This is a genomic window from Sphingomonas panaciterrae, assembly GCF_036890205.1.
Taxonomy (GTDB): Bacteria; Pseudomonadota; Alphaproteobacteria; order Sphingomonadales; family Sphingomonadaceae; genus Sphingomonas; species Sphingomonas panaciterrae.
Map to the genome: position 1 here is coordinate 1 of NZ_JAKNQR010000011.1, position 17,416 is coordinate 17,416.

General features: G+C 63.0%; 26 protein-coding genes and 1 other RNA gene. 19 read left to right on the top strand and 8 right to left on the bottom strand.

Annotated features, from left to right (window positions below; genetic code table 11):
• The 9 genes from L8F96_RS16555 to L8F96_RS16595 form a co-directional block, all read left to right on the top strand.
• Positions 1-318, top strand: a 318-nt coding sequence (locus tag L8F96_RS16555; RefSeq protein ID WP_334656697.1) for a hypothetical protein, incomplete at its 5' end; no start/stop codon positions are given.
• The gene (locus L8F96_RS16560) at positions 315-1,316 is read left to right on the top strand and encodes a hypothetical protein (RefSeq protein ID WP_334656698.1); all 1,002 of its coding nucleotides are present in this window, start codon (positions 315-317) and stop codon (positions 1,314-1,316) included. The genes L8F96_RS16555 and L8F96_RS16560, both read left to right, overlap by 4 nt.
• A complete protein-coding gene (locus L8F96_RS16565) occupies positions 1,313-2,014 on the top strand; it encodes a hypothetical protein (RefSeq protein ID WP_334656699.1) in 702 nt (233 codons plus the stop codon). Before L8F96_RS16560 ends, L8F96_RS16565 begins: the two co-directional genes overlap by 4 nt.
• Positions 2,011-2,589: a DUF1643 domain-containing protein gene (locus L8F96_RS16570; protein WP_334656700.1), complete on the top strand. Its 579-nt coding sequence runs from the start codon at positions 2,011-2,013 to the stop codon at positions 2,587-2,589. Before L8F96_RS16565 ends, L8F96_RS16570 begins: the two co-directional genes overlap by 4 nt.
• Complete coding sequence (locus L8F96_RS16575) at positions 2,586-2,867, top strand: hypothetical protein (protein WP_334656701.1); 282 nt, start codon at positions 2,586-2,588, stop codon at positions 2,865-2,867. The genes L8F96_RS16570 and L8F96_RS16575 overlap by 4 nt, the downstream gene beginning before the upstream one ends.
• Before the next feature lie 242 nt (positions 2,868-3,109).
• The gene (locus L8F96_RS16580) at positions 3,110-4,810 is read left to right on the top strand and encodes an AIPR family protein (RefSeq protein WP_334656702.1); all 1,701 of its coding nucleotides are present in this window, start codon (positions 3,110-3,112) and stop codon (positions 4,808-4,810) included.
• Positions 4,811-4,840: 30 nt separating this feature from the next.
• Positions 4,841-5,023 carry a DUF6961 family protein gene (locus L8F96_RS16585; protein WP_334656703.1) on the top strand — a complete coding sequence of 61 codons (183 nt, stop codon included), beginning with the start codon at positions 4,841-4,843 and terminating at the stop codon, positions 5,021-5,023.
• 97 nt (positions 5,024-5,120) lie between these two features.
• Positions 5,121-5,510: a hypothetical protein gene (locus L8F96_RS18645; protein WP_417159003.1), complete on the top strand. Its 390-nt coding sequence runs from the start codon at positions 5,121-5,123 to the stop codon at positions 5,508-5,510.
• The gene (locus L8F96_RS16595) at positions 5,511-6,260 is read left to right on the top strand and encodes an FRG domain-containing protein (RefSeq protein ID WP_334656704.1); all 750 of its coding nucleotides are present in this window, start codon (positions 5,511-5,513) and stop codon (positions 6,258-6,260) included.
• A 7-nt stretch (positions 6,261-6,267) separates the two neighbouring features.
• Here L8F96_RS16595 and L8F96_RS16600 read toward each other — a convergent pair whose 3' ends face one another.
• Positions 6,268-6,573 carry a hypothetical protein gene (locus tag L8F96_RS16600; RefSeq protein WP_334656705.1) on the bottom strand — a complete coding sequence of 102 codons (306 nt, stop codon included), beginning with the start codon at positions 6,571-6,573 and terminating at the stop codon, positions 6,268-6,270.
• A 488-nt stretch (positions 6,574-7,061) separates the two neighbouring features.
• On the opposite strand from L8F96_RS16600, the gene L8F96_RS16605 reads away from it, so the two are divergent.
• The 8 genes from L8F96_RS16605 to L8F96_RS16640 all read left to right on the top strand — a co-directional run bounded on the left by L8F96_RS16605 (position 7,062) and on the right by L8F96_RS16640 (position 11,584).
• On the top strand, positions 7,062-7,400 hold the full coding sequence (locus L8F96_RS16605; RefSeq protein WP_334656706.1) for a hypothetical protein: 339 nt from the start codon (positions 7,062-7,064) through the stop codon (positions 7,398-7,400).
• 83 nt (positions 7,401-7,483) lie between these two features.
• A complete protein-coding gene (locus L8F96_RS16610; protein WP_334656707.1) occupies positions 7,484-7,687 on the top strand; it encodes a hypothetical protein in 204 nt (67 codons plus the stop codon).
• 12 nt (positions 7,688-7,699) lie between these two features.
• Positions 7,700-8,404 (top strand): hypothetical protein, encoded by a 705-nt coding sequence (locus tag L8F96_RS16615; RefSeq protein WP_334656708.1) that lies wholly within the window; start codon positions 7,700-7,702, stop codon positions 8,402-8,404.
• Position 8,405: 1 nt separating this feature from the next.
• Positions 8,406-8,485: hammerhead ribozyme type II (locus L8F96_RS16620), an RNA gene on the top strand.
• A 25-nt stretch (positions 8,486-8,510) separates the two neighbouring features.
• Positions 8,511-9,779, top strand: coding sequence for a hypothetical protein (locus tag L8F96_RS16625; protein WP_334656709.1), 1,269 nt, complete (start codon positions 8,511-8,513; stop codon positions 9,777-9,779).
• On the top strand, positions 9,779-10,618 hold the full coding sequence (locus tag L8F96_RS16630) for an ATP-dependent DNA ligase (protein ID WP_334656710.1): 840 nt from the start codon (positions 9,779-9,781) through the stop codon (positions 10,616-10,618). Before L8F96_RS16625 ends, L8F96_RS16630 begins: the two co-directional genes overlap by 1 nt.
• Entirely contained in the window at positions 10,611-11,012 is a 402-nt protein-coding gene (locus L8F96_RS16635; protein ID WP_334656711.1) for a hypothetical protein, read from the top strand. Before L8F96_RS16630 ends, L8F96_RS16635 begins: the two co-directional genes overlap by 8 nt.
• Positions 11,013-11,059: 47 nt before the next feature.
• Entirely contained in the window at positions 11,060-11,584 is a 525-nt protein-coding gene (locus L8F96_RS16640) for a hypothetical protein (RefSeq protein WP_334656712.1), read from the top strand.
• Positions 11,585-11,682: 98 nt separating this feature from the next.
• Here L8F96_RS16640 and L8F96_RS16645 read toward each other — a convergent pair whose 3' ends face one another.
• Positions 11,683-12,471 (bottom strand): hypothetical protein, encoded by a 789-nt coding sequence (locus tag L8F96_RS16645; protein WP_334656713.1) that lies wholly within the window; start codon positions 12,469-12,471, stop codon positions 11,683-11,685.
• Positions 12,471-12,845 (bottom strand): hypothetical protein, encoded by a 375-nt coding sequence (locus L8F96_RS16650; RefSeq protein ID WP_334656714.1) that lies wholly within the window; start codon positions 12,843-12,845, stop codon positions 12,471-12,473. Before L8F96_RS16650 ends, L8F96_RS16645 begins: the two co-directional genes overlap by 1 nt.
• Before the next feature lie 155 nt (positions 12,846-13,000).
• Here L8F96_RS16650 and L8F96_RS16655 point away from each other — a divergent pair, with 155 nt between their 5' ends.
• Complete coding sequence (locus tag L8F96_RS16655; RefSeq protein WP_334656715.1) at positions 13,001-14,029, top strand: hypothetical protein; 1,029 nt, start codon at positions 13,001-13,003, stop codon at positions 14,027-14,029.
• Positions 14,030-14,229: 200 nt separating this feature from the next.
• Positions 14,230-14,514 (top strand): helix-turn-helix domain-containing protein, encoded by a 285-nt coding sequence (locus tag L8F96_RS16660; protein ID WP_334656716.1) that lies wholly within the window; start codon positions 14,230-14,232, stop codon positions 14,512-14,514.
• 475 nt (positions 14,515-14,989) lie between these two features.
• Here the strand turns inward: L8F96_RS16660 and L8F96_RS16665 are convergent, their stop codons facing one another.
• The 5 genes from L8F96_RS16665 to L8F96_RS16680 form a co-directional block, all read right to left on the bottom strand.
• Entirely contained in the window at positions 14,990-15,643 is a 654-nt protein-coding gene (locus L8F96_RS16665) for an SOS response-associated peptidase (protein WP_417159004.1), read from the bottom strand.
• Positions 15,644-15,865: 222 nt separating this feature from the next.
• Positions 15,866-16,009, bottom strand: coding sequence for a hypothetical protein (locus tag L8F96_RS16670; RefSeq protein ID WP_334656717.1), 144 nt, complete (start codon positions 16,007-16,009; stop codon positions 15,866-15,868).
• Positions 16,010-16,070: 61 nt separating this feature from the next.
• Positions 16,071-16,352: an Rz1-like lysis system protein LysC gene (gene lysC / locus L8F96_RS18675; RefSeq protein WP_465250264.1), complete on the bottom strand. Its 282-nt coding sequence runs from the start codon at positions 16,350-16,352 to the stop codon at positions 16,071-16,073.
• Complete coding sequence (locus L8F96_RS16675) at positions 16,240-16,596, bottom strand: hypothetical protein (protein ID WP_334656718.1); 357 nt, start codon at positions 16,594-16,596, stop codon at positions 16,240-16,242. The genes lysC and L8F96_RS16675 overlap by 113 nt, the downstream gene beginning before the upstream one ends.
• Complete coding sequence (locus L8F96_RS16680) at positions 16,593-17,102, bottom strand: TIGR02594 family protein (RefSeq protein ID WP_334656719.1); 510 nt, start codon at positions 17,100-17,102, stop codon at positions 16,593-16,595. Before L8F96_RS16680 ends, L8F96_RS16675 begins: the two co-directional genes overlap by 4 nt.
• Between the last annotated feature and the right edge of the window lie 314 nt (positions 17,103-17,416).

Sequence of the window (17,416 nt, forward strand, 5' to 3'; positions counted from 1 at the left end):
GCGGGTGAAGGGAATCGAACCCTCGTCGTAAGCTTGGGAAGGCTGAGAAGGCCGCAGAAAACCGAGCTTTTCCGTTCAACACGCGTTCGATCAGAGCGCGAACGCTTCAAGAACAATCAGCGCACAACCGGCAGTTGCACCGCAGGTTTACCGCGCGACGCCGGCGCTCCTGCCGATGTGCCGAACCGCCGACCGTGCGATGTGCACGCTGGGCCCGAGGCGGCCCCTTGCAGCGGCATCTCTCGGCTGGGTTGGGCCGGCATCATCGTGTCCAGCAGCCTGCTCTGGATGGCGATCTTCAAGGTCGTCGCGTGGTGAGCGGCCGCCGCTATACCATGTTCTCCGCCGGCCAGGGCTCGTTCCGCGCCGCGATGATCGACCGTGCCCAGCACCCCGATGCTGAATACGGGCTCGTTTTCACCGACACGCTCTACGAGGATGCCGACGCCTATCGCTTCCTGATCGAGGGAGCGGCGCAGGTGCTCGGCCGTCGGCTCAACTGGACCGTGCGCGCGGACGACGCGCCTGACTATCGCGTCTCTGCCGACACCCCGATCGAAGAGTACCGCGGCAACCCGGAGTGGCGCGCTTGGCTTGCTGATCTGCGCGAACGGGCCATGGATGCGCTACCAGGACTGATCTGGCTCGTTGAAGGCCGCGATCCGTGGGAGATTTTCCGCGACCGTCGGTTCCTGGGCAACAGCCTTCGCGACCCCTGCTCAGAGGTCGCGAAGCGCGAGGTCGCTGACGCGTGGCGCGTCGGTCACTGCCACCGGGTCGGCGAATTGTTCGAGCCAGCCGACTGGTTCGCCGTGGGCATTGACGAGAGCGAGGCACATCGTTTTTTCGATGGGAACGGCGGCGGCCTCGGTCCCCGCATGGCGGCGGACGGTTGGCAATATCACGCGCCGCTCATCGACCTGAACGCCCGCATCAAAGCGGGCGAGCGCGTTCCGGGCGAGATCCTGTCGCTGGCCTATGCTCCGCTCGATCAGATCGGACCGGCAAGCCCGCGCCTCTACGGCATGGGCTACAAGCACAACAACTGCGGCGGCTGGTGTGTGAAGGCAGGGCAGGCGCACTACGCCAATCGCTTCCGCGTCCAGCCAAAACGCTACGCCTATGACGCGCTGATGGAACAGAAGATGCGCGCCTACCTCGGCGCTGACGTCTCCATGCTCACCGATCGGCGTGGCGGCACCGGCAAGCGGCCGATGACACTGGCGGAGTTCGCCGAGCGGCTGCGCGCGGACCCTGGCGCGAGCTACGAGTACCAGCCGGGCGAGAGCGGCTGCGGCTGCATGGTGAGCGCATGATGGCGCTGGTCTATCATGGCACTCCGCTGACGCCGCGCGCCGCGCTCCTTGCCGCTGGACCGCGCGGCTACTGCGTCAGCTACTTCCGTTCCGACGACGTGGATGCTGTGGAGCAGCAAGCTCCCTTCGTCATGTACGACAATGGCGCATTCAGTTTCTGGATGCAGGCTGTTCGACTCGGCATCGATCCAATCGAGGCGGGGCGCGGCGACTGGTCGGGATATTACGAGTGGCTTGAGGGCCGCTTGTTCACGCCGGGGCGCTGGGCAGTGATCCCCGACAAGCCGGCTGCGCCATCTCAGCTTAACGACGGCTTGTTGAATGAGTGGCCGTTCGGACGGTCCCGCGGCGCGCCCGTATGGCACATGGACGGCCCGATCGACCGCCTAGCTCGGCTGTGCGAGCGCTACGATCGGATCTGCCTCGGCTGGATCGGCGATCCGAAGCGCGAGCCGGTCGGCTGCGATGCCTATCGGCGTCGGATGGACGAGGTTGCCGGGCTGATGGGCGCTACCTGGCACCCGCTGCACATGCTGCGCGGCGTGCTGGTGGGTGGCGACTATCCGTTCGTGAGCTGTGACAGCACCAGCCTCGCGCAGAACCATCATCGCTATCGCCAGCCCCTTTTCGCCGGAACGCCCGACGAGTGGATGGGCGTGCGTGCATACGCCGACAAGCTCGAGAGGATGGCAGCATGAGCGCGCCCGATCTCGGCGTCGACCTGCTCGGCGATCCCGTCCTGCGCCGCTCCGCGCATTTCCCGTCCGCCGGCGTCCGCACCCGCCTCACACGCGATTGGGCGCCTGGACCGCGGGCGCTGGTGATCGGCTGCAACCCGTCGACCGCTGACGCGCTCGGCGACGATCCAACCTCGCTCTGGTGGAACGCATGGTTCCAGCTGTTCGGCTTCGGCGGCTACGATGCGATGAACCTCTACCCGTTCGTCACGTCCAAGCCTGCTGAGTGCCGCAAGATCGTTGACGGCATCGAGGGTGGCGATTGGGCTGCGCGCGACGCGCTGCACTTCATCAACCTGCCAGCCCTGGTCGAGGCCGCGAAGGCCGCGCACCAGGTGTTCGTCTGCTGGGGCGCGATCGCGTGGAATCCGATGTGGATCGATCATGTGGTCGAGGAGATCCAGACCGGGGCAGAGCCGTACCCTGACCTGTGGTGCTGGGGCACGAACGCGGACGGTTCGCCTAAGCACCCTATGGCACGCGGCAAGCACCGCATCCCGCGTGATCAGCGGCCGCTCCTTTGGAGGGCGAAGTGACCGAGCCCCGCATCTACTGCTCGGTCCACGGCTGCCACCGGTGGAGCGCCGCATCGACCATGGAACGGCGTGGCTGGACCGCCTTCGTCTGCGGTTCGCATTGGCGCCGCGCCACGAAGCGGGAGAAGGCGCTGCTCGCCCGGCTCAAGCGCCAGCAGCGACGAATCCATGCGCTCACCGGTGATTACGACGAGGCGCTAGGGCGCCGCGAATGGCTGGCGTGGAAGGCGGTCGAGCGACGTGTCGCTAAGCGCCCGCCGGCGGAGCCGTGCCGGTGACCGTCGTCGCCTCCTTCGCCTGCGTCTGCGGTGCCCGCGACGAGGTGCGCGAGCCTTGTCCTCAGCAGATCCCGTGCTGGTCCTGCCCGGGCACCATGAAACGATTCACGCCGAAGTTCGCGCCGCCGGAAGAGGCGGGGCGGAAACAGCTTTCTAACGCTCTTCCCTGACCTTTCGCTCTTGTCGTCGCGGGCTCGACGTATTCGCTATTTTCTGCGATCGCGCGGCGGGGAGAGGTTCCGATGTCATCGTTGAAGGTTAAGCAGACTAAAGCTAAGCTGTTGGGGCTCTTCGAGGATCACTTGGATCTAAGCGATATCGGGTCCACAGATCCCGAACGCGAGAACAAAATTCTTTCTCGGTGTCTTGCCGCTTTTGCCGTCTTTCGAGAGGCGGGGTGCAGTCCTGAGGACGCGGCCGCTGCGGTCTGGGATGGTTCAGATGACAACGGCATCGATGCTGCCTTCGTCGATACGACTGATAAGCAGGTCATTCTCGTGCAAGCTAAGTGGATACACGCTGGCTCCGGTGAGCCCGAAGCTAAAGACCTTCGTACGTTCGCAGACGGCGTACGAGACCTAATGGAACAAGAAAACGACGGTTTTCATACTCGCTTGCACAGCAAATTGTCAGTTGTTCAGGATTCGCTGCTCGAGGTCGGTACCACCACCAAGTTGATTATTGCGACAACCGGTAAAAGCGACTTAGCGCCCCATGGCACCAAGGTGATGCAAAAGCTTGTCGACTCCTTGAATGGGGAAGACGAGGCTGACATGGCGGAATGGTCGCTTAGCGGCCTTTCAGAAATTTACGCCAGCTTGGCGAGCGATACGACGGCCGGCAAAATCTCGGTTGATGCTACGCTCTATGACTGGTCCTATTTCGCCAATCCGTATGCAGCGTACTTTGGTGTCATCGACGGTTTGCAGCTGAAAACGTGGTGGCAAGCCCACGGGAATCGGCTTGTAGCCAAGAACATCAGGCACTCGTTAGGCGCCACTGATGTCAATGACGCTATCAGTCATACAGCGGCGACTGAGCCTGAGAAATTCTGGTATTTCAATAACGGCATCACGATTGTCGCTGACGAGGCAAAACGGGCGCCGGGATTATCAAGCGCTAAGACGGCTGGAAATTTCTCTTTCGCGGGAGCATCAATCGTAAATGGAGCTCAAACAGTAAGCACTCTGGCGCGTGTCGATCAGGATGAAAATCTCGGTAAGGTTCGAATCCCAATCCGCGTCGTGCTCCTGAAGGACGCGCCTGCGGGTTTTGGTGGGGAAGTCACGAGAACCAATAATCTCCAAAACCGCGTTGAAGCACGGGATTTCGTTGCTCAGGATCCGGAGCAGGCCCGGCTCCAGCAGGAGATGTCGATTGAGGACGTGAATTATCAGTTTCTCCGCGGAGAGCGGGCGACACCAACTGCCCGGTCCACTGACCTGATCGAAGTTCTCACTGCTCTTGCCTGCGCCGCTCCTGACCCAACCCTTGCGGTACTAGCGAAGACCGCGATCGGCCGTTTCTTCGCGGATCTCAAGCGAGCGCCTTACAAGACGATCTTTAACTCTGGAACTCGCGGCGCGCGCGCTTTCAATTCCGTTCTGATGCAGCGCAAAATAGAAGAGTGGATCGACCAAAAGAAGCGATCATTGGACCAGAAGAAGGGATTGCCTTGGGGGTTGTTGGTGCACGGCAATCGCGTTCTCGAAAGTGGGGTCTTCCGGCTCTACGGTGAGGGTAAGCTAAACGAGACAATACAGGACTTCGCAGCATCTCTCGATGAAGAGTACCTAGTGGAGCTGTGTGAGCTGATTTATGAGGCCATGTTGAACGTGCTCGAACGGGAGCACGAGGGGCGGTTCATGGCTGTGCTCTTCAAGGGGCCAACCAAAAGCAAAGAGGTGCTGGAGAGTGCACTAGCCGACATCGCGTTAATGTGAATGTACTCGAGCGCTGATCCCGCGCTTGATATGCCTGATCAGGAGCGCTGGGCCGAGGCATGGCAGATACACCGCTGGAAAGGCGAGGAGGCCCCGCTCTTCGTTGCAGAGCGGATCGGCGCGCTCGCGCTTGCGGACGATCAGGCCGGCGTGATCCGGTTCAAAGAGATCGCCGAGCGGCTGGACCAGATCCGGCGCGGCGTCCGGCATTGAAGTCGCCCAGGCTCATTCGCATCGAGGCAGCCGTGGTCGGTGCGCTGGTGCTGCTCGGTGTCCTGCAGGCGCTATTCAGCCTGATGCAGCTGATCCGATGAGCGACGAGGTCCGCAAGCGGCTGGCGTTGTTGTCCCTCAAGAACAACACGTCGCTATCTGAGCTTTCGCGGCTGATCGGTCGCAACGTGGCGTATCTCCAGCAGTTCATCGAGCGCGGCACGCCCCGCGTGTTGGCGGAGAAAGATCGCCGCATCCTGGCTGAGGTGCTGGGGGTGTCGGAGGTCGAGCTGGGAGGACCTGCGCCGGCGCCCGCGGCCGAGCCGATCGACATCGAGGATCCGCGGCTGATCGACGAGGTCGCGGCGGCAATGTGGGCGAGCGGCGGGCATGAGATCGAGTGGGAAGTCGCATTCCACTGGCAGGATGCGTTCCGACGCAATGCTGCGGCGGCACTCCTGCATCTGAAAAGCAAAGGCCACCTGTAGATGCCGTACCTTGGCGTTGGGCTGCAGCACATCGCGGCCTATCTGAACCACCTTTCCACTCGCACCAGCGCGGATTCAATCTTCCGAGGGCACGCAAATAGGGCTTGGCAGGTGCTGCCGTCCGCATTTCGCCCGAATGTATTTGGCATCCGGAATGCTCAGGATCTTGCGGGATGGAAGGGCGCCGCTCGCCGTTTTGTGGACCGCCCGCTCAGAGACTTAGAATGGTTGGTGCTTGCTCAGCACTACGGTGTCGCCACCCCGCTGCTTGATTGGACCAGCAATCCCCTGATCGCGCTATACTTCGCTTGCCAGCCCGCAAAGGACAGTCTCGGGAATGCAGCAAACGGCGCGGTCATGACCATCAGCCAATCCGGTTTGTGGAGAGAGAATGACCCGAGCCGAGTTGACGTATTCAACACATGGTCTGGCCCACCGCTTCTCGTCCCATCCGATACGATGAACAAGCGGTCTATGGCGCAAGACAGCGTGATGACGCTGCACTGCGCAGGTAATTACGAATTGCTGCCCGACTACGATCCAATCATCTGGACAATATCGTCTGTGGTGAAGCCGTCGATGCTCGCCGCTCTAAAGGTGCTCGGTGTCAGCTCCGATCGTATCTACGCTGACATCAACACCGTTGCCCGCGAGTACATCGATGAACTGGCAAGCGCGGCCACCGCGCGAGCGTTCCCGCCGATCGTGCCTGTTCCTCCGCCAGTCGACACAAACGGTACGGCTGGCTGATCTGGGTTCAGCCACGGCGTCGGCGATCAGCAGCTTTCGCCTCCCGCTCCCATAATAACTCCGGTCGCTTCGGCGGCGCCGGCGGGGGTGTCGCGCTGGACGCGAAGACGCGCGGCCACTTCGCGCCGCACTCCCGACAGCTGAAGTGCGAGCCGGCTACCTCGAGATCGGTGTTCCACCCTTTGTGCCGGAACCACTGGATCAGCCCCTCTCGCTGATAAACTGCGATGCGTCCGCAGCCGCGGCATTCCATGCCGACCTGCGCATCCACCTTGTCGAAATCCTCGAGCTTCTTGATCCGCGGCGCGCCCATGCGTCCTGAATGCCAGAACGGAGCGAGAACGTAAGGGCTGGAAATGTCCGATTGTTCGCGCCACGCGGGCGAGCCGCAGTGAGTCGCAGGGCTATTCGAACGACCCTGTGCATGGAGCCGCACCGAGCCATCGTCCGCACCTATGCGCGCTTGAGCGATGGAGGTGCAGATGATCAACTATCGAGAGCTGACGGAGTCGGAAAAGTCGCGCTTGAACCGTGCAATCCGTAAATCCGGCGCGGTTGCGACTAACGCTAAGTATTCCGGACCACTCACAGACAAAAAATGCGGTTCCTTGCCGCTTACCACTTGTCGCATTCGACCTAGGACCCATTCGTTTACCGTTGAACTGCCCGCGTTCGTCTGCATTTACTTAGTCGTCGGTGCAGCGGTGCCGACGATAGGAGCCCGGCAGGGCGGACTAGACACAGGGCAACGGGGCCGGCGCGGTGAGCTGGCCCCACTGCCAGAACGATGAGGCAGACAACATGCAGACGATGCTGATCAGTGGTTCGCACGGTGCCATCCGCGCCGACATGGCAACGGGGGTGATCGTCGATCGCGGCGAGCCTTGCAGCTGTGAGGATTGCGGCGGCACCGCCTATGGCAACATTGCCCGCGTTGATCCTGTGACCCTCGCGCACGAGGCGGAAGGCGCCCGTTACTTCGAAACGGACGTGCTGGCAGTTGGCTATTGGACTGCTGCCGGCGACTATGCGGAGCCGCTCACCGTGCGCACCGTGGTCGACCATTACGGCAGCTGTGTAGCTGCGATGGACTTCGACGATTGGGTGCCGCTGCGCCTGCTCCCTGCACCTCGCAGCTAAGGCGAAACGCTGGCGCTACGGCGCCGGCGTCCGGCCGCCCGGGCATGCGGTCGCTGATGAGCCTGCCCAATAGGACTAGACCGATGTTCGAAACGATCACGCAGACCCACCCCCGCCTTGTCCGCCTGCTGCAGCGCACGTGCGGCTTGAACCGTCCCGACGCTGTCGCCTGCATCATGTCGCAGCGCTACGGCACCGCATCGCCGTTCCGTGCTGATCCGCGCGGCGTGCTGCGTATGGCGGTTCGCCGCCGTCACGAGCTGCGCACCCTGCGCATCGCAGCTTGAGGGGGCGCGACCATGGGAGACGTCATCAACTTCGCCGCGATCGTCCAGGCTCGCCGTGTGGCTGCTGCGATCGAACAACAGGAACAGGCCCGCAGCAAGCTGGCGAACGAGCGGCGCGCCAGTCTGCACGACAAAGCGGAGCGGGCAGGGGCCGGCGTGGCCGGGCATATCATGGCTGAGGCTATGGCCAACATCGCCGACGCGAACGAAGAGCGCGAGCGGGCGAACCGCTTCACCCCCGCCTATTGCGACCCGGCAAATGAGGTGCAGGGTTCGAAGTACCAAGCCACAAAGGACCTGCCGGTCAAAGAGGTGGCCAAGCGCGTGCGCGACGACATCAAGGCACTAGGCTTACCGGCCGCGTTGAAGATCTCCGTGCGCAGCGATTACAACTCGATTGACGTTCGCGTAAAGGCACTGCCAGCAGACTTCCCGGTCCTGAGCGTCAAAGCTGCCTCGTGGCGCAAACAATTTGGCGAGACGCGGGATTACCCGTTCGCGTGGGTGGAAGCGTCCAGCGACGAGCTGCGCAACCTGCTGGCCAAGCTGTCCGCGATCCTCGCCAGCTATAACCGCGACAACAGCGACTCCATGTCCGATTACTTCGACAATCGATTCTACGGCTCTGCCGAACTCGATTGGCAGGTGCGGCGGAAGCACGAGGCGCGCGAGGTGGAGGCATCCGCCGGCGACTATTGGGCGAACGATTATCATTGAACGGCGAAACGCCGCGCCCGGTCACCGCCGGGTGCGTGCGTCGCGCGGGAGTGGCCGCCCGCGCCTGATGAGCTGGCCAATAGACTAGACGGGGAGATCCCACGACATGACACGCCACCGCAACCGCGCCGCCCTTACCGCCGACTGTGTCGCCGATCCCACGGCGCGCCAGTATCTGGAATGGCTGGCCGCCAAGCGCGGCATCGAGCTCCCGCTAGGTTCTGTCTTCCGTCTCAACGGTATTTGGAGCGGGCCCGGCAAGGACGCGGAGCTGCTGGTGCCTATGCCCGGCTTTGGCGTGGTGGACGTCGTCACCATGGAGACGCTGGACGAAGCAGGAGAGGTGGAGCGCACCCAGCGCGTGGCGTTGGCGCCGAACGGCTCTATGACGATCAAGGCGGACCAGGTACGCGCCGCTACCGGGTTGAAGAACAAGCGGACGGCGGCGCCAGCTCGCGCACGCTTCCCGCTTGATCCGCGGCAGGCGCTGCGCATGTCGTCCGATGAGATGGCGGCATATTGCCAGATGACACGCGAGGGCGGGGCGGGGCCGTCGTGGTCGCGCGCTGCTGATCCGGGCGCCGAATCGCTGCCGCCGATCGCTGAACCTTCGGACCTCGTGCCCGAACCTTCGGACCTCGCCGGCGAATCGATGGAGCTGGTTGACGAAACGCCCTGCAATTCGGATTCGGTTGCGTCGGCCGGCATGCCTGAGCAGGTCGAGCCGATCGACGTGCGCGCGCTTCTCGCCCGCCTCGCCGCGGTGGAGCAGGTGGTTGACCAGCTACAGCGCCAGCCTGCCGACGTTGCACCCCCCGCCGTGGGAATGTTGGACACCCCCCAGCGTGGGAATGATGTTGTCGTCCCTCTCCCACGCGATCCGCGCGTGCGCGCTGTCATCGCCAATCGTGATCAGCTCGAGCGCGAAAACGCCATGCGCGCGGCACGCCGGAGCGATGCGGAGCGGCGCGCAATCTTGCGGGCGTGGCGCTTTCGTCGCGAAATGCGGGAGCGCGCGGACCTTGATCGCCGCGCGCTTGAGGCGGCAAATGGAGCTTATCGTGGAGCGCTGGACGTTCTCCGCAAGGCGAACGAAGAGCGTGACGCTGCCGTCACGCGGGCGCGGAATGAAGTTGCCCGGGTCGAGGCGCTGGCCTTCGACCTTTCGGCCATGACCCAGCGCGCGACCACGGCAGAAGCGCGCGCCGATCAAATCGAACGCGAGACGGCACCGGCGATAGACGAAGCGCACGGGCGTTTGGTCAAGCTCGAGCGCGACGTTGCGACGTGGGAGGCGCGGGCGAAAGGCGCCGGCTGGCGCCCGACGTTCAACCTTGCCGGGCTGATGAGCGGCAAGACGGCGGCGAGCGCGTAATGGGCGAGGTCCTCCCCTTCGCCCCGCCTGCGCTGGCGCCGCGAGATCCGCGCTTCGCACCCCCCGTCGTGGAAATGTGCCAGCTCGCGAGCGTGTGGACCGGCACCCTCCCCCCGGGGGAATGGGAGGCGGAGGAGAAAGTCGACGGCATCCGCGCGATCTGGACCGGCGGCAAGCTCTGGACGCGCGAGGGCGTGCCGCTGGACCTGCCGCACGTCACGGCCGAGCTGGTACGGCTGGAACGGCGCATTGGTCAGCCGATGGCGATCGACGGCGAGTACCAGGAGCCCGGCGGGTTTCTCGACACGCTGGCGGTGCTCGGCAGCCGCGGCCGGCGCGAGCCGCGCGGTAAGCTCCACGTGTTCGACGCTCTGCCGCTGGACGAGTGGCAGGCGGGCGAGGGGAGCGAAGCCCAACGCATGCGGCGGCACTGGATCGCCCGGGCCTGGGACGGGTTCGCGCCCGCGCATCTGGTGCGCGTAACCGCGGCGCCGGTCGGATCGGCGGCGGAGATCGATCGCGCGGCGGCAGCGGTGTGGGAGCGCGGCGGGGAAGGGCTGATGCTCAAAGATGCCGGCGCCACCTATGCCCGCGCCCGGTCGCGCGCCTGGCTGAAGGTGAAACGCGAGCTGAGCCTTACCGGCGAGGTGGTCGAGATCCTGTCGCGGGCCGCACGCGTTGCGATCGGTGCGCGCGTGGTGCGGGTCGCCGCGACCGAGGCGCAAGGCAGCACCCTCGCCGTGGGAATGTCGGTCGACGTCACCGCCATGGAGTGGACAGAACGCGGCCAGCTCAGGCATGCCCGAATCGTGGGAATGAGAGGGGACGGGCATGGCTGAAGGCGACGAGTTCACGCGGCAGAAGTTCGTGGTCAACAACGCACCCGACGTGCACTTCGAGGGCAAGCGGATCGGCTTCTACACGACCCAGAGCGAGCGCCGGCCGAAGGATCGCTGGACCGAGCTCGCGCTGTGGGAGACGCGCGGCGGGGCGTGGATCGCTGAGCAGGTCGGGCGGACGTCGCGCGAAGGCGAGCAGGCGATCCGCGACGCGTTGGTGATCGAGAACGTCGATGGTGATCGTAAAGTGAAAATCGACGGTCAAATCGTCACGCGCGAGGTGCCTTCAGCTGCGGCCGCGCGAGAAATGGTTATGCAGTTCTTCGGCTGGACCATCGTGGCCAAGGCATTCGCCCGAGAGATGGGCTGGGACGTCGTGCGTAGAATCGATTAAACGGGTGGTCCGTGGCCGAGTGATCTAGATCTAATGCCGAGGTAGCTATGGCCGGGGACGGCTTAACCGACGAAGAGGCTGAGGAGTTTTGGAGGCGTGCTCGCATATTTGTCGGTGATCAGCTGCCAAGCACGATCATTCAACTATGTGAGGTCGTGCTTCTTGGTGGCGCCCTCAATGTAGCACATCGCTTCACGGGCAGTACACTTCTCCTCGCTCTCTACTATGCTCTCCTTCTAGCGTTCGCGCTACGGATCGTCGGACGCTTCCTCCCGAAAAAATACGATAGCCCGTTGATGCCACTTCTAGGCGGATTGGCGATTGCCGGAGTGATCACAGTTGCCGAAGATAAGGCAATTCGGGCGGCAGCAGACGCTGCCTTGATCCAGATGCAGTCTGACAAGGCAATCGCGATAATACGGGCTCAGGCGCTGCGTGATCGAGATCAAGAGCGGGTTCTCCGTCAGGTGATGGAAGCATGCGGATCAAGGCCGAAATCAACACAATGCGATACCCTGTTGAATGCTATGGATGAGCTTGATAGCCGCATCGAGAACATGATGCGGCCTTAAGATCAGCCTCAATCGCGAACACCGGGCACCAAAAAACCGGGCGAGGCCGAAGCCCCGCCCGGTTCCGATGTCACCGAATGATGTGACGTAACGCCAAATCAGAACAGCGACAGCACTTGGAAAGCGCGTTCGTAGCGGTTCCACGCGACCTTCCCGATCGAGGGCTGCTCCTCATTCCACCCGAAGAACGTGCGGCGTTGCCGGTACGCCGTCGGTTCCGGATCAAAGCACGTCAGACAGGGCGTGGTGCGGCCCAACAGCTCGTCGAGGGGCGCGAGCATCGTCTCCGCCTCCTCCTCGCTGACCCAGCCGAGCGTATATTCCAGCGTGCGCAGCTTGGTGCCCAGGCTAATGCCCGGCACGCCGTTGCGGCCGATCGTGATTGAACCGAGATCTCGCACGCCGGTGCGCCAGGACGTCTCGTAATAGCGCGCGACCTGCCGCTTGAGGCCGATCACCAGCATGGACGCTTCGAAGTCGCCGGTATGGCCCCCGATGTCGATCCGCACCCACTGGCTGCCACGAGCGGCGCCGAGCTCGTGGTGCGCGTGATACAGCCCGTCACGGCGCGTGATCGCGGGCGATATGAAGGGAAGGGCGCCACTGTCATAATCAGGCGCTGACGTCGTCGCGCCGGCGGAACCACCTACGCGCACGCGCAGCGTTGTGCCCGGCCGAGCGCTCGCGCCCAAGATCCCGACGAAGTCGAAGGGCTCTGTCGCATTGCGCTGGAAGGTCACCCAGAGGCTGCCTGGCCCGTTCGATCGCCACACCATGCCACGGTACAGGAACTCGCCAAGGTGTCCGGCCGGCGCCTCTGCACGCTCGTTGCCACACGTGATCTGGGCCAGCGCCTGCGGCACCACAACGAAGGGAAGGCCAGCCATCAGATCGTGCCCCAGGTTGCGAGCGTGGTCTGCTCGGTGCCGGTGTCGTAGGATTCGATCGCGACCACCGCGGTGTCCATGTCGGCGACCAGTTCGTCATCGATCATGCGAGCGCCGGGCAAGGCGGAGAGGAAGTCGAGCGCGAGCGTGCCGTCCACCCGCGTGCGGAAGGCGCGAGAATGGGCGCCGAGCAGGGCTCCGCGCTCGTTGGCCATCGCCTGCACGGCACTGACGTCGTCGAAGTAGGTGTCGATCGGCGCGTCGCCGGTATCGCGGGCAACCTTGCCGTACATGGTTTGAACGGCCGGGTCGGACCAGGTGGTGGAGCGGAATTCCTCCAACACGAAAGCGATGCGCTGCGGGGTGGCGGGCACAGGAGGCGCCTTTCAAAGCTAGAGATAAACAGAGGTGGGGGGGTGGATCAGGCACGTTCGCAAGTAAAACTCTGGCTTAGGCCTCTTCCAAGCAATTGTGAGAAGACCCTACGGGTGGTACTTGCTAGGAAGTCTTAGCGGAGGAGACTGAGGCAGTGAAGACGACTACGATCGTGTTTCTGTTAGCCGCTGTTTTGGCGACGGAAGCAGGCGCTCAGAATCCGGACTGGCCTCTCGGTCCCAGGAAGCCCACGTGGAGCGAGCTCCATGGGCAAAAAGGTGTTGAGGCGAAAGGAAGTGTCGGCACCGCGTCAGAGGCTCTCGAGGTGGCGGAGTGGTGGGGTAACTTCGTGGGTGGTCGCAGAGACTACACCGAGCGAGAAAACATGATCACGGAGAAAGCGCGGGAGCAACTTGCGGCCAATCCGACTGCCCCAGGTACACTGATTGTCATCGAACGCCGGGGCCAAGGTATGGGAGCTAGGCACTTCGTCGATGTTGCGGGGAGCGGCACCATCCCTGAAGCAATTGCCGCAGCTTCAGCCGGCAAGGTAACCGAGCGTCGTCCTGGAGAAGTGTCAGGCTCCTACGGCGTCTATGTCGCTCGCAATGGCGAAAGAACAATTATCAGTAGCCAGCGCTTGGGGATGAGTCCTGCGCTTAAAGCGGTTCTTCGGCAAGAGACTGCAAGGTTCAATGCAGAAGATAAGGATTACGAACGCCGCATTGCTTCGGCCAAACAGGAGTCTGAGCGCCGAGCATTAAGGGAGGAGCAGAGCGCATCCCGCCGTGAGCATGCGGAACGCGTTCATAAGACTGAACGCATGGTGGAACTTCGTGAAAAAGGGGAGGAGACTACATCGAAGGAGCGAGAGGAGCTTGCTCAGCTCGCGGAAGAGGCTCAGCGTAAGCAAAATGTTGGAAGGACGGTGAACGACCCGGAGGATCAGCCGATGCCAGAATGGGCTGAAGGCCTAACGGACGAAGATCTTAAGGATCCTGCTGTCATGATGGCGCTCGTGGACTTCTGGATAAAAAGCAAGAAAGCCGATCCAAGAGCGCCGTATGTCCTAACGTCGGATATTCAGAACTTCAAAGAGCGATACAGCCTTGAGAAGAACCAATTCGGCGTCAAGTTGACCCCAAAGATCGATAGCTTGAGGTTCAATCGGGTGGGGAGGTAAGGCTGCACTATCACCTGCGCAACAGCTCCTGCTTTCCCACGTGAGCGGCCCAACCGCGCAGCTAGCTAACGGCCGATCGACAATCCTGCCCGGCGCCTGCCCGCGGAACGATGTAATCGGCCGTTGTTCGATCGGTGATCTCGGTCGACGCCGGCACGTGGGGCTGGTCATTGACATACTGCCTATGTCACGAGAGCAAGATGAAGAACACCTTCGACAGTATGACAGACGGGTTGGACATCGCTAACTCGAACTCAATTGGAAGCGCTTTGAGTTCGATCGACACGCACATCGATGTGAAGGCTGTACGCGCGGCCACGCATATGACGCAAACTGCTTTCGCAGAGGCATACGATTTGCCGCTCGGCACCGTCCGCGATTGGGAGCAGGGCCTCCGCAGGCCGGATTGCGGATCCATCACTCTCCTAAAGATGATCCAGGCTGATCCCGTCGCGGTGGAGCGGTTCGTCGATAAGGTACGCTGATCAGGGCTTATCGGCGAGGGCGATCTATTTCGCGGTGCAATCCAATAGAAATGCCCTGTGGCTTCCCCCTTCCACCGGGCGCTTCTGACTCCGCCCGTCACCTCATCAACTGGAGAGTATTCGACGCGCCCAACTTCGACGCTTCCTTGGTTGGTCAGCGCTTTTGCACGCGCTCTCCGCAGGCGGCGCTGTTCCCTCATTCGTCATAGGGATCTCGCTGAACTCGCGGATGAGATCAGCCAGAACTGGGTCGAGACGGGCCTCCGGTATGTAAGCGCGACGTAAGGCGTCCCCGATGTAGGACAGCTCTGCGACCTGTTGCGACTTGAAGCGGCTGCTCTCCCAATCGTCCACTTGGCCCCCGCAGAGTCGCGCGGCGAAATGCCCGCGGCGAGGTGAGTTTTAAACTAGGCGATCGCCATGGACTAGCGAACAATGTCCCAAGACCAGTCTCATGGGCTTCGATCGTGATCGCTTAGCCATTCACTCGCATCAGCTGAGCCGGGTAGGGTGCGACAAGGTCCATTGCCGCCTCAATCGGCGCTGTCAGCCAGCGCTCTTCATCTTCGTCGTGCAGCAACACCGGCATCGCCTTCGGGTGGATCGGCCCGACGAGGCTGTTCGGCTCCGTCGTCAGGAAGGCGAACACGGCGCCACCCTCGGCCGGGCGCCAGATCCCGGCGAAGCTGACGATCGGTCGGCTGGGCACGTCGAACCAGTGCAGCGGCAGCTTGCCATCCTCGCCGCGGGTCTGCCCGTACTCACTGAAGGCGGTGAACGGCACCAGGCAGCGACGCTCCGGGTTCGCCAGCGCGCTCTCCCAGAACGGAGAGGTGTAGTTCCGGACGTTGGTCACCTTCTTGTCGAGGAGCACCGGCTTGCCCGTCGCCTTGTCGATCCGCTTGCCCGGCACTTTGCGCGGAAAGCCCCATGACATGGTGTCGAGGTGGCGCTCGCCGCCGGTCTCGCGCACGACATAGGCGGGTTTGTCGGGGAATAGCTCGGGTGGCGGCACGGTCAGGTCTTCAGGATACGAGGGAGAGATGCCGTACCGGGCGGCTACCTCGGCCTGCTTTGCGGTCATGCGGTACCGATTGCAGATTTGCCTTCTCCCTGCGCTTCCAGGCACGTTCGTAGGTGACGCGGATCCGCTCCATGCGGAAGTGTTCCTCACGCGCAGCGATATGCGCAAAGTGTGCGTCGTTGAAATACACAAGTTCTGAGTACATTGGGTTCAATCTGGCAGGTTAGTGCTCGTTTGAAGCTGTCACCTTGAGGTTGGTTCCATCACAAGGGACCAGACGACTCTGCTCGGCGTTCAACGGAGCGGCTAGCCGCCTCTTCCCACGTCCTAATGACCGTGACGTTTGATGCCGCGCCGCCTTAGATTTTGGCGCTGTCGCTTGCGATATTGGATCACCGCAACCGTTCCGGCAATAATAGCGACCGCCGCAATCAGTAGATAAGCAACCACGACACGCGTCGAATAATCCACGGCTGAACTCCCGCTCTCTCCCGATGCGGACAGTATTCACACCGACAGAACAACGCGAGGGCTATCTTAAAGAGGATTGTCCTTCTCCGATGCTGACGGCCCATTCGCGTAGCCAGCGAACGGCCGATCGGCAGTCCTGTCCAGCCTCGGCAAGGGCAATTATGTAGTTTGCGGTGTTGTGATCATTAACGAAGGTCGGAACTGCCGGCTCTGGCTTGCACGTCAGGCGCTCAGCGGGCGGCGTCACCACGACGACCCGCGGCTTGCTGCTGGCGCATGCGCTCAAGCACGCTGGCAGTAGCAGGGCCGACGCCAGCCCCAGTGTCTGCTTCGCGAGCTGCATCGATCAGTTCCTCCTGGCTGTTCCGGAACGCGGCATCGCGTTCGATCTGGTTGGCTGTGGCGGCGCGCTCGGCGAGCATGCCGCGCTCGTAGCCCTCGGCTGCCGCCTCAGACCGATCGAGGTCGACGGCCTGCTCTGCCTGGCGCTCGGCCGAGGGCGCACCGCAGCGGGTGAGCGCGAGCGTGCCGAGGATCACCAGCCCGGCAGCTGCGGCGAGGACGGCCCAGCGGGGCAGGGGCCTCATCGCTCGTTCCGCGACAGCGGCATGCCGGCGATCGCCTTCATCGCGACCGGACTGCCGATTACCGGGCGCCCGATCGGCCAACGTCGCGCGATGCACCGGCTCTTTTCGATGCGGGCGATCGAGACACGATCCCCCTGATTGCCTCCGAGCACGTGGTAGGCTGTCGCATCCTCGCCGACATAGAAGCCGACATGCCCGCCGCCCGGTCGCTCGAACACCAGCACAGCGCCAGGTGCGATCCGCTCGGGTCGGATGTTCAGGCCCCACGTGGCCCACGCCTTCGCGCGCACGGCGATCGGGGGCGGCGTGATCCCATCCTCCGCGATGCAGACGGCGCAGAACACGCCGCACCACGGCACGCTGTCAGCGTTGTAGGCGATGCCCAGCACCTTGATGCCCAGCTTCTTCGCCCAACCCATGATGGTCGGGTTGTTGGCGCTGCCCGCCGCTTCGCGCGTACCGAGCTTCGCCCGCGCGGCAAGCAGCCACGCTGGTTCAGATGCCATGAACATTGTTCCTTGCGTTGTTAACCATGAAGGACAAGGCTGATGCCTGCGAGTCGGAGCCCCCTTGTCTTCCAGACATGCCGGTTCGCGAGTTGGAGGCGTCGCGTCTTCCACCCCTTTAGGCGCGGCGCCTCTTCACTGCTGCCCAGCTCGGCCGATTTGTGATCTTTGTCACAGGGGGTTCTGCGGCACGAAATCGCGTGGCATGAAGCCCTTGCCCGATTGCCGACCGGGTGGGTGTCGGGTGCGGCGAAGGAACGCTCCCTAGTTCTGGCAGAGCCGCAGCGAGACGCGACGCTCCGACAGCGACCCCG

What these genes read in the sequence shown, in the direction of transcription:
- L8F96_RS16680 (WP_334656719.1), bottom strand. Translation starts at nt 17,102, where the DNA reads ATGGCATCTGAACCAGCGTGGCTGCTTGCCGCGCGGGCGAAGCTCGGT.
- L8F96_RS16630 (WP_334656710.1), top strand. Translation starts at nt 9,779, where the DNA reads ATGGGCGAGGTCCTCCCCTTCGCCCCGCCTGCGCTGGCGCCGCGAGAT.
- L8F96_RS16640 (WP_334656712.1), top strand. Translation starts at nt 11,060, where the DNA reads ATGGCCGGGGACGGCTTAACCGACGAAGAGGCTGAGGAGTTTTGGAGG.
- L8F96_RS18645 (WP_417159003.1), top strand. Translation starts at nt 5,121, where the DNA reads ATGAGCGACGAGGTCCGCAAGCGGCTGGCGTTGTTGTCCCTCAAGAAC.
- lysC (WP_465250264.1), bottom strand. Translation starts at nt 16,352, where the DNA reads ATGCAGCTCGCGAAGCAGACACTGGGGCTGGCGTCGGCCCTGCTACTG.
- L8F96_RS16660 (WP_334656716.1), top strand. Translation starts at nt 14,230, where the DNA reads ATGAAGAACACCTTCGACAGTATGACAGACGGGTTGGACATCGCTAAC.
- L8F96_RS16605 (WP_334656706.1), top strand. Translation starts at nt 7,062, where the DNA reads ATGCAGACGATGCTGATCAGTGGTTCGCACGGTGCCATCCGCGCCGAC.
- L8F96_RS16580 (WP_334656702.1), top strand. Translation starts at nt 3,110, where the DNA reads ATGTCATCGTTGAAGGTTAAGCAGACTAAAGCTAAGCTGTTGGGGCTC.
- L8F96_RS16615 (WP_334656708.1), top strand. Translation starts at nt 7,700, where the DNA reads ATGGGAGACGTCATCAACTTCGCCGCGATCGTCCAGGCTCGCCGTGTG.
- L8F96_RS16625 (WP_334656709.1), top strand. Translation starts at nt 8,511, where the DNA reads ATGACACGCCACCGCAACCGCGCCGCCCTTACCGCCGACTGTGTCGCC.
- L8F96_RS16570 (WP_334656700.1), top strand. Translation starts at nt 2,011, where the DNA reads ATGAGCGCGCCCGATCTCGGCGTCGACCTGCTCGGCGATCCCGTCCTG.
- L8F96_RS16600 (WP_334656705.1), bottom strand. Translation starts at nt 6,573, where the DNA reads ATGGGCGCGCCGCGGATCAAGAAGCTCGAGGATTTCGACAAGGTGGAT.
- L8F96_RS16645 (WP_334656713.1), bottom strand. Translation starts at nt 12,471, where the DNA reads ATGGCTGGCCTTCCCTTCGTTGTGGTGCCGCAGGCGCTGGCCCAGATC.
- L8F96_RS16610 (WP_334656707.1), top strand. Translation starts at nt 7,484, where the DNA reads ATGTTCGAAACGATCACGCAGACCCACCCCCGCCTTGTCCGCCTGCTG.
- L8F96_RS16675 (WP_334656718.1), bottom strand. Translation starts at nt 16,596, where the DNA reads ATGAGGCCCCTGCCCCGCTGGGCCGTCCTCGCCGCAGCTGCCGGGCTG.
- L8F96_RS16635 (WP_334656711.1), top strand. Translation starts at nt 10,611, where the DNA reads ATGGCTGAAGGCGACGAGTTCACGCGGCAGAAGTTCGTGGTCAACAAC.
- L8F96_RS16595 (WP_334656704.1), top strand. Translation starts at nt 5,511, where the DNA reads ATGCCGTACCTTGGCGTTGGGCTGCAGCACATCGCGGCCTATCTGAAC.
- L8F96_RS16585 (WP_334656703.1), top strand. Translation starts at nt 4,841, where the DNA reads ATGCCTGATCAGGAGCGCTGGGCCGAGGCATGGCAGATACACCGCTGG.
- L8F96_RS16565 (WP_334656699.1), top strand. Translation starts at nt 1,313, where the DNA reads ATGATGGCGCTGGTCTATCATGGCACTCCGCTGACGCCGCGCGCCGCG.